Below are 6,909 nucleotides of genomic sequence, written 5' to 3'. Positions count from 1 at the left end.
GGCGATGGCTATATAGGCCATCAGCAGGCTGGAGATGGTCTCGTTGACGGCGCGGTAGTGGCGGAGCGCGCCGACGACACCTATCCAGATGCCGCCGGCGGCTGCCCCCCCCACGCCCATGAGGAGGATTACGAGGAAGGACGGCGCGCCGTTCAGCGCGACGCCGATGGCGGCCGCGGCGACGCCGCCCAGCACGATCGCGCCTTCGCCGCCGATGACGACCAGGCCAAGGCGCGCCGGCAGCGCCACGCACAGCGCCGCAAGCAGGAGCGGCGCGCCGCGCGACAGCGAGTTCTGGATCGAGAACCAGGAGCCGAAGCCGCCCCGCCACATCGTCTCATAAAGCTGCACCGGCGACTTGCCGACAGCCAGGATGAACAGGCTGAACAGCACCATGCCGACGACCAGCGCCGCGAGCGGAATGACGAAGGCCTCCGCCCGCCTGGCGGTCCATTCGAGCGCCGCCCGGTATCCTCCGGCGTCGAGGATGGTCCGCACGTCCGGGCTGCTCACAGTGTCCGCCATATCCCGTCTCCCTCGGCCTGCTTGAAGCGTGCCTCAAGCTCTTGCTCGGATGCATGTCGTCATCCCAAAACCGCCGCGCAGTTTTGGGCGACACGCAATGCCTCAGGCTGTCGAGCCGACGACGCCCTCGACGAGATAGTCCATGCTTTCGAGCTCGATGGCGGTCTCGACGAAGGCCTGGCCTTCGGTCGCGACGACGGCGCCCTTGTTGCTCTTCAACGGTCCCTTGATGACGGAGAAGCCGCCCTTCATCATTTCGGCCAGCGTGGCGTCGAACTGCTTGCGCGCCGCTTCGCCGACGGCGGGGCCGAGCGGGCTCATCTTGACGAAGCCGTCGGCCAGTCCGCCGCGGGTGAAATTGGGCAGCGGCTTGCCGGCGATGAGGTCGTCGACGAACATCTTGTAGACCTTGGCCCAGTTCCATTCCGCGCCGGTCAGGTATTTTTCCGGCGCCAGCGGGCTCTGGTTGGCGTGGTAGCCGCAGATGAAGGCGCCGCGGCCGGCGGCTGTCTCGACCACCACCTTGGGGCTGTCGACATGGCAGGTGACGACGTCGGCGCCCTGGTCAATCAGCGCATTGGTGGCCTCGGCCTCCTTCACCGCCAGCGACCACTCGCCGGTGAAGATCACTTGGCAAGTGATCGCAGGATCGACCGAGCGCGCGCCGAGCAGGAAGGAGTTGATGTTGAGCAGGACCTGCGGGATCGGCTTGGCGGCGACGAAGCCGAGCTTCTTCGACTTGGTGGTGTGGCCGGCGACCACGCCGTTCAGGTACTGGCCCATGCCGATATAGCCGAAATAGGAGCCGGCGTTCATCGGGTGCTTGTCCTTGTTCCACATGCCGCCGCAATGGCGGAACTGCACGTCGGGGAACTTGGCGCACATGGCCAGCATATGCGGATCGAAATAACCGAAGGAGGTAGGGAAGATCAGCGAGGCGCCGTCGAGATTGATCATCGATTCCATCGTCTTCTGGACGTCGACCGTCTCGGGGACGTTCTCTTCCTCGACAATGGAGATGCCTTCGATGCCCTTCAGCGATGCAGCGCCTTCGGCATGCGCCTGGTTGTAGCCATAGTCGTCCTTCGGGCCGACATAGATGAAGCCGATAGTGGCGGCGGCGGCGCGCGCCGCGCGGATCGGAAAGGCGGCCGAGGCCAGACCGAGCGCCGCCCCGGCGGCGGAGGTCTTGAGCAGGTCGCGGCGGCTAAGCATGAATTTCCCGGTCATATCGAATGCTCCCCTTTCTTGGACCCGGTGGGTCGGTTAACGCCTTGTCAAGAAAGTGCATGCAATCGCTGTGCCAGTTCCTTTCTCGGATTTTCTGTAATAAAATCAGTAGAAGAATTTAGAAGGTCTGCATAAACCAAAGGCAAGTGCATGCACTTTTTGCCTTAGAAGTGATCAATTTGACATCGAGGTTAAAATCTAGGCATACAGGGATGCGATCTTGAGTCGAAACAGCCCGTGGGTCGTCCACCCAGCGGGCCGTCCGCAATTAAACTGGGCGGGAGGAGACGTGTCGGGAAGGCGCTTGGTCAGGTCGGGGACGACCGTAGATCAGATGGTGCGGGCAATCGCGGACCGCATCGTCACCGGCTATCTGCGTCCCGGCGAAAAGCTCGACGAGGGCTCGCTCGCCGCCCGCTTCGACGTTTCGCGCACGCCGGTCCGGGAGGCGCTCGGCCAGTTGAGCGCCATTGGGCTGGTCGAGAGGCGGCCCAACCGAGGCGCCATCGTCGCCGTGGTCACGCAGGAGCATCTGGCCTCGATGTTCGAGAGCATGGCCGAGCTGGAGGCGATCTGCGCCCGCTTCTCCGCCGAGCGCATGACCGGCGCCGAGCGTCGCTCGCTAGAGATGGAGCATCAGGCGTCGGCGCGCATGGTGCAGCTCGGCGCCGAGGAGGACTACGAATATTTCAACACCGAATTCCACAGCAGGCTTTATCGCGGCGCCCACAACACGCATATCCACGATCTGACGGTGGCGACCCGCAGCCGGCTGGCGCCGTTCCGGCGCGCGCAATTCATGCTGCCGGGCCGGCTGGCCAAGTCCTGGCAGGAGCATGATGTGATCGTCACCGCGATCATGCGCGGTGACGCGGCGGCCGCGGGCAAGGCGGCCCGGGATCATGTGTCGATCGTCAGCGAGGCGAGCGCGGTGTTCGCGACAGTCGATCCAATGGAGCCGAGGCTCAGCCGATCCGCGCGTCGATGATCTCGACCGGACAGGCGCTGGTGGTCGACGGCGGCGAGAGCATCGGCTGATCTGGTCCAGCGAAGCGGACTTGCGCCGGCGGCGATGATCGGTCAAACCATAAGCTCACTTTGACAGGATCGGTCATGCAAGCTGCAAAACAGCAATACCGCGCCAGGCATTTTGTTGTCTGCGGTATTTCTTTTGCGCGCGCGGGATATCACTGATCATGCGCTGCTGCCGCCACGAGAACCTGCAGCGCGCGGAGGAGACGAAGGTCGGCTCGCATGTCGTTCGCGACGGCTGGACCGAAGGGGTGCAAGGCGCTCCGCACCCGGCCTTTCGGCCGGCCATCAGGCGGGCGTCCGTCCTCGGATAACGCAGCTTAGATAACGCCCTACCGGGAACGGACATGCCCGCCGAAGCGATTTCTCCTTCGTACGGACATGACCAATGCCTGACAATCTGAACACCTCATTCCCCGGCGCGGACACGCAAAGCTGGCTGAAGACGCACGCGATCAACGAAGTCGAGTGCTTCGTGCCGGACGTCAACGGCGTGCTGCGCGGCAAGACCTTGCCGGTCGCCAAATTCCTCAAGTCGCTCGACGACCGCGCGCTCTATCTGCCGAGCAGCGCCTTCCTGGTCGCGATCGACGGCCGCTATTCCGGCTCCATCGACGAAGGCTTTGCCTATTCCGATCCGGACATGCGCATGGTGCCCGACGTTTCGAGCCTGTGCCTTGCGCCCGGCAGCGCCGGCCGAGCCTATGTTTTTGCCGATACGTTCCACATGGACGACCGGCCGTGGATGGCCTCGCCGCGCCATGTGCTGAAATCCGTGCTCGACCTTTATGAGCAGCGCGGCTGGCGCGCGGTGGTGGCGCCGGAGCTCGAATTCTACCTGACGGCGCCAAATCCCGACCCGGATCGTCCAGTCACGGCACCGGTGGGACGCAACGGCCGGCCGGAAAGCGTGCAGCATCCCTACGACATGCAGGCGATGGAGGAGTTCGAAGCGGTGACGCGGCGGCTCTATGAATACGCCGCGGTCGTGGGCTTGCCGGTGGAGACGCTGATCCATGAATCCGGCACGGCGCAGCTCGAGATCAATCTGCTGCACGGCGATCCGCTGACGCTCGCCGACCAGGTGCTTCTGTTCAAGCGCCTGGCGCGGCAGATCGCCCAGGCCAACGGCATGCACGCGACCTTCATGGCCAAGCCGATCGCCGCGCAGGCCGGCAGCGCCATGCATCTGCACATGTCGATCGTCGACCGGAAGGGCGAGCCCCTGTTTGCCGGCGAAGACGGCGAGGACAGCGCGATGTTCGCGCATTTCATCGGCGGCTTGCAGAAATACATCCCCGAAATCATGCCGCTGTTCGCGCCGCATGCGAATTCGTACCGGCGCATCCGCCCCGGCCACAGCGCTCCGGCCAACATCGAGTGGTCGCATGACAATCGCTCCTGTGGGCTCCGCGTGCCGCTGGGCGGGCGCGCCGCGCGCCGCATCGAGAACCGTCTGCCTGGTGCCGACGCCAATCCTTATCTGGCGATGGCCGGCTCACTGATCGCCGGCTATCTCGGCATCGAGGAGAAGCTTGCACGCTCGGAAGAGGCCTTTGGCAATGCCTATAAAAGCAAGAGCACGCTGCCGAAGACAATGGAGGAAGCGCTCGATCGTTTCGCTGCCTGCGAGCCGGTGCGAGCGCTGCTCGGCGAGGATTTCTTCCAGACCTATCTGCGCGTGAAGAGCGTCGAGCTCGACCTGTTCCAGAGCGTCGTGACGTCCTGGGAACGCGACCACCTTCTGCTCAAGGTGTGACCATGGCTTCGCGTTCGACAGGTTTCAATTCCGGTCTCGACATCGGCAAATCCTATTACTTCGCCACGGCCCATCCGGCACCCGACCATCCCGCACTTGCCGGCGATGTCGAGGCCGATCTGGTGGTAGTTGGCGGCGGCTGCACGGGTCTTTCGGCGGCGCTGCATGCGGCCGAACGCGGCCTGAAGGTGGTGCTGCTCGAAGGCGGCAAGATCGGCTGGGGCGCCTCGGGCCGCAATGGCGGCCAGATGATCCCCGGACTGCGCAAGGGCGCCAAGGGATTGGTCAAGTCCTTCGGGCCGGAACGGGCCAAGGCACTGTTCGACCTCGCCTTCGAGGCGCGCGGGCTGGTGCTCGACATCATCGAGCGCCACGGCATCGAATGCGATTTGCGCCTCACCGGTCACCTGGTCGGCGCGGTCAGCGCTTCGGATGTGCGCGACTTCGAGGAAGAGGCCGAATGCCTCGCCAAGGTGATGAAGTTCACCGATGTCGAGATCCTGTCGGCGGCCGAGGCGCGGCGGATGGTCGACACGCCCTATCAGGGCGCGGTCTATGAAAGGCTCGGCGGACACATGCATCCGCTCAACTACACGCTGGGGCTTGCGCGCGCCGCGGTTGGCGCCGGCGTGGTCATCCATGAGAACTCGGTTGCCGTCCGGCTGGAACGCGAGCCGTCGATCCGGGTGTTCACCGACAAGCGTTCGGTCCGTGCCAGGCATGTTGTGCTGGCCGGCGATGCACTGCTCAAGGGGTTGGAGCCGCGCGTCAACAGCCGCATCATGCCGGTCGGCAACTACATCGTCGCCACCGAGCCGTTGGGCGAGCGCAATGTCATCCCGGCCAATGTCGCGGTCTCGGACACGCTGTTTGTCGTCAACTACTACCGCATGTCGGCGGACGGCCGCCTGCTGTTCGGCGGCGGCGAGCGCTACACGCCGTCGCCGCCGGCCGACATTGCCGGCTTCGTGCGGCCGCATATGGAAAAGACCTTCCCGCAGCTCAAGGGCTGCCGCATCGACCACGCCTGGGGCGGGCTGGTGTCGGTGACGACGTCGCGCCTGCCGCATGTCGGGCATTATGGCGAGGTCTATTTCGCGCATGGCTATTCCGGCAAAGGCGTCATCCTGTCGACGCTGTCGGGCAAGCTCCTGGCGGAAGCGATCACGGGCGATGCCTCGCGGCTCGACCTGTTCTCGATGCTGACGCCGCTGCCGTTCCCGGGCGGGACGGCGTTGCGCGGCCCGCTCTATGTGCTTGGCATGCTGTGGTATGCGATGCGCGATCGGCTCAGACACTGACGCTGGTTTCCTTTCCCTGGCGTAGCTAATCTCTCTGCGCCGGGAAGGAAATCCCGAGAAGGAAAAGCGGATGAATATCGAGCCGGGCCGACTGACGAAGAAGGAGCGCCATGAGCTGATCCTGTCGGAGGTCCGGCGCTCCGCCTCGATCCGCATCTCGAAGCTTGCGCGCCGCATCGGCGTCGCCGGCGAGACCATCCGCCGCGATCTCATCGAGCTCGGCGAGGCGGGGCTCATCAACCGCACCTATGGCGGCGCCACCATTTCGCTGGTGACGTCGGAACCGGTGATTGCCGAACGCGGCCTCACAATGGTCGAGGAGCGGGCCCGCATCGGGCGTGGTGCGGCCGGACTGGTCGAGAAAGGCTCGATCGTGATGATCGACGGTGGATCGACCACCTACGAGGTGGCGCGCAGCCTCTCGCAGCACGGCCGGGACCTGACGATCATCACCAACTCGATCGGCGTCGCCTCTGTGGCCGGCGCCAATCCCGGCTTCCGCGTCATCCTCTGCCCCGGCACCTATGACAGCCGCGAGGCCGCGGTGCTCGGCGAGGACACGGTCGAATTCGTGCGCCGCTACAATGCCGACGTCGCCATCATCGGCGCCTCGGCGCTGAACGCCGAAGGGCCGAGCGACATGATCTCGGGCGCAGCGGCGGTGAAGCGGGCGATGATGAGGCGGTCGCTGTCGACGATGCTGGTCGTCACCAACGACAAGTTCGGCCGCAGCGGCCTGGAGCGCGTCTGCGCGCTGAGCGAGATTTCCGACGTGGTCACCGACAGCGAGCCGTCAGCGGAACTGCGCGCCGCGATCGACGAAGCAGGCGGCGAGCTGCACGTCTTTGCCGAAGGTTAGGGCTGTACCGGCTAGTCTCTTTGTTTTTGCGCAATTCCGGACGGAAAACCGCTGCGCACTTTTCCTGGAATTGCTTTAGAGCGGGATGAAGTCATTTCCGGTCGTATCCTGCATTGGCGAAGTAGTTTGAGCACTCGGCGGGTGTCGTGCGGTTGAGGATCTCGCCGATCGCCTGACAGACGGTTTCGGCCGTCCGTTTGGCC

The 6,909-nt window shown here is 64.7% G+C and carries 5 protein-coding genes and 1 pseudogene; 4 read left to right on the top strand and 2 right to left on the bottom strand.

Translation table 11 applies throughout. From position 1 onward, the window contains the following. A pseudogene (locus tag EOA23_RS29700) lies at positions 1-525 on the bottom strand (ABC transporter permease); the annotation flags it as partial. A 102-nt stretch (positions 526-627) separates the two neighbouring features. Next, positions 628-1,755 (bottom strand): BMP family ABC transporter substrate-binding protein, encoded by a 1,128-nt coding sequence (locus EOA23_RS29695; protein WP_127306750.1) that lies wholly within the window; start codon positions 1,753-1,755, stop codon positions 628-630. A gap of 334 nt (positions 1,756-2,089) precedes the next feature. Here EOA23_RS29695 and EOA23_RS29690 point away from each other — a divergent pair, with 334 nt between their 5' ends. The 4 genes from EOA23_RS29690 (at position 2,090) to EOA23_RS29675 (ending at position 6,706) form a co-directional block, all read left to right on the top strand. Then, a complete protein-coding gene (locus EOA23_RS29690; RefSeq protein WP_245474384.1) occupies positions 2,090-2,743 on the top strand; it encodes a GntR family transcriptional regulator in 654 nt (217 codons plus the stop codon). Positions 2,744-3,175: 432 nt separating this feature from the next. Then, positions 3,176-4,546, top strand: coding sequence for a glutamine synthetase family protein (locus tag EOA23_RS29685; RefSeq protein ID WP_127306749.1), 1,371 nt, complete (start codon positions 3,176-3,178; stop codon positions 4,544-4,546). A 2-nt stretch (positions 4,547-4,548) separates the two neighbouring features. Then, a complete protein-coding gene (locus EOA23_RS29680; RefSeq protein ID WP_127306748.1) occupies positions 4,549-5,847 on the top strand; it encodes an FAD-binding oxidoreductase in 1,299 nt (432 codons plus the stop codon). A gap of 70 nt (positions 5,848-5,917) precedes the next feature. Next, positions 5,918-6,706, top strand: a complete 789-nt coding sequence (locus EOA23_RS29675) for a DeoR/GlpR family DNA-binding transcription regulator (protein WP_245474383.1) — start codon at positions 5,918-5,920, stop codon at positions 6,704-6,706. Positions 6,707-6,909 lie beyond the last annotated feature (203 nt).

Origin of the sequence: Mesorhizobium sp. M2A.F.Ca.ET.042.01.1.1 (assembly GCF_003997405.1) — a bacterium.
GTDB lineage: Bacteria > Pseudomonadota > Alphaproteobacteria > Rhizobiales > Rhizobiaceae > Mesorhizobium.
This window is presented reverse-complemented; position numbering and strand designations above follow the sequence as displayed.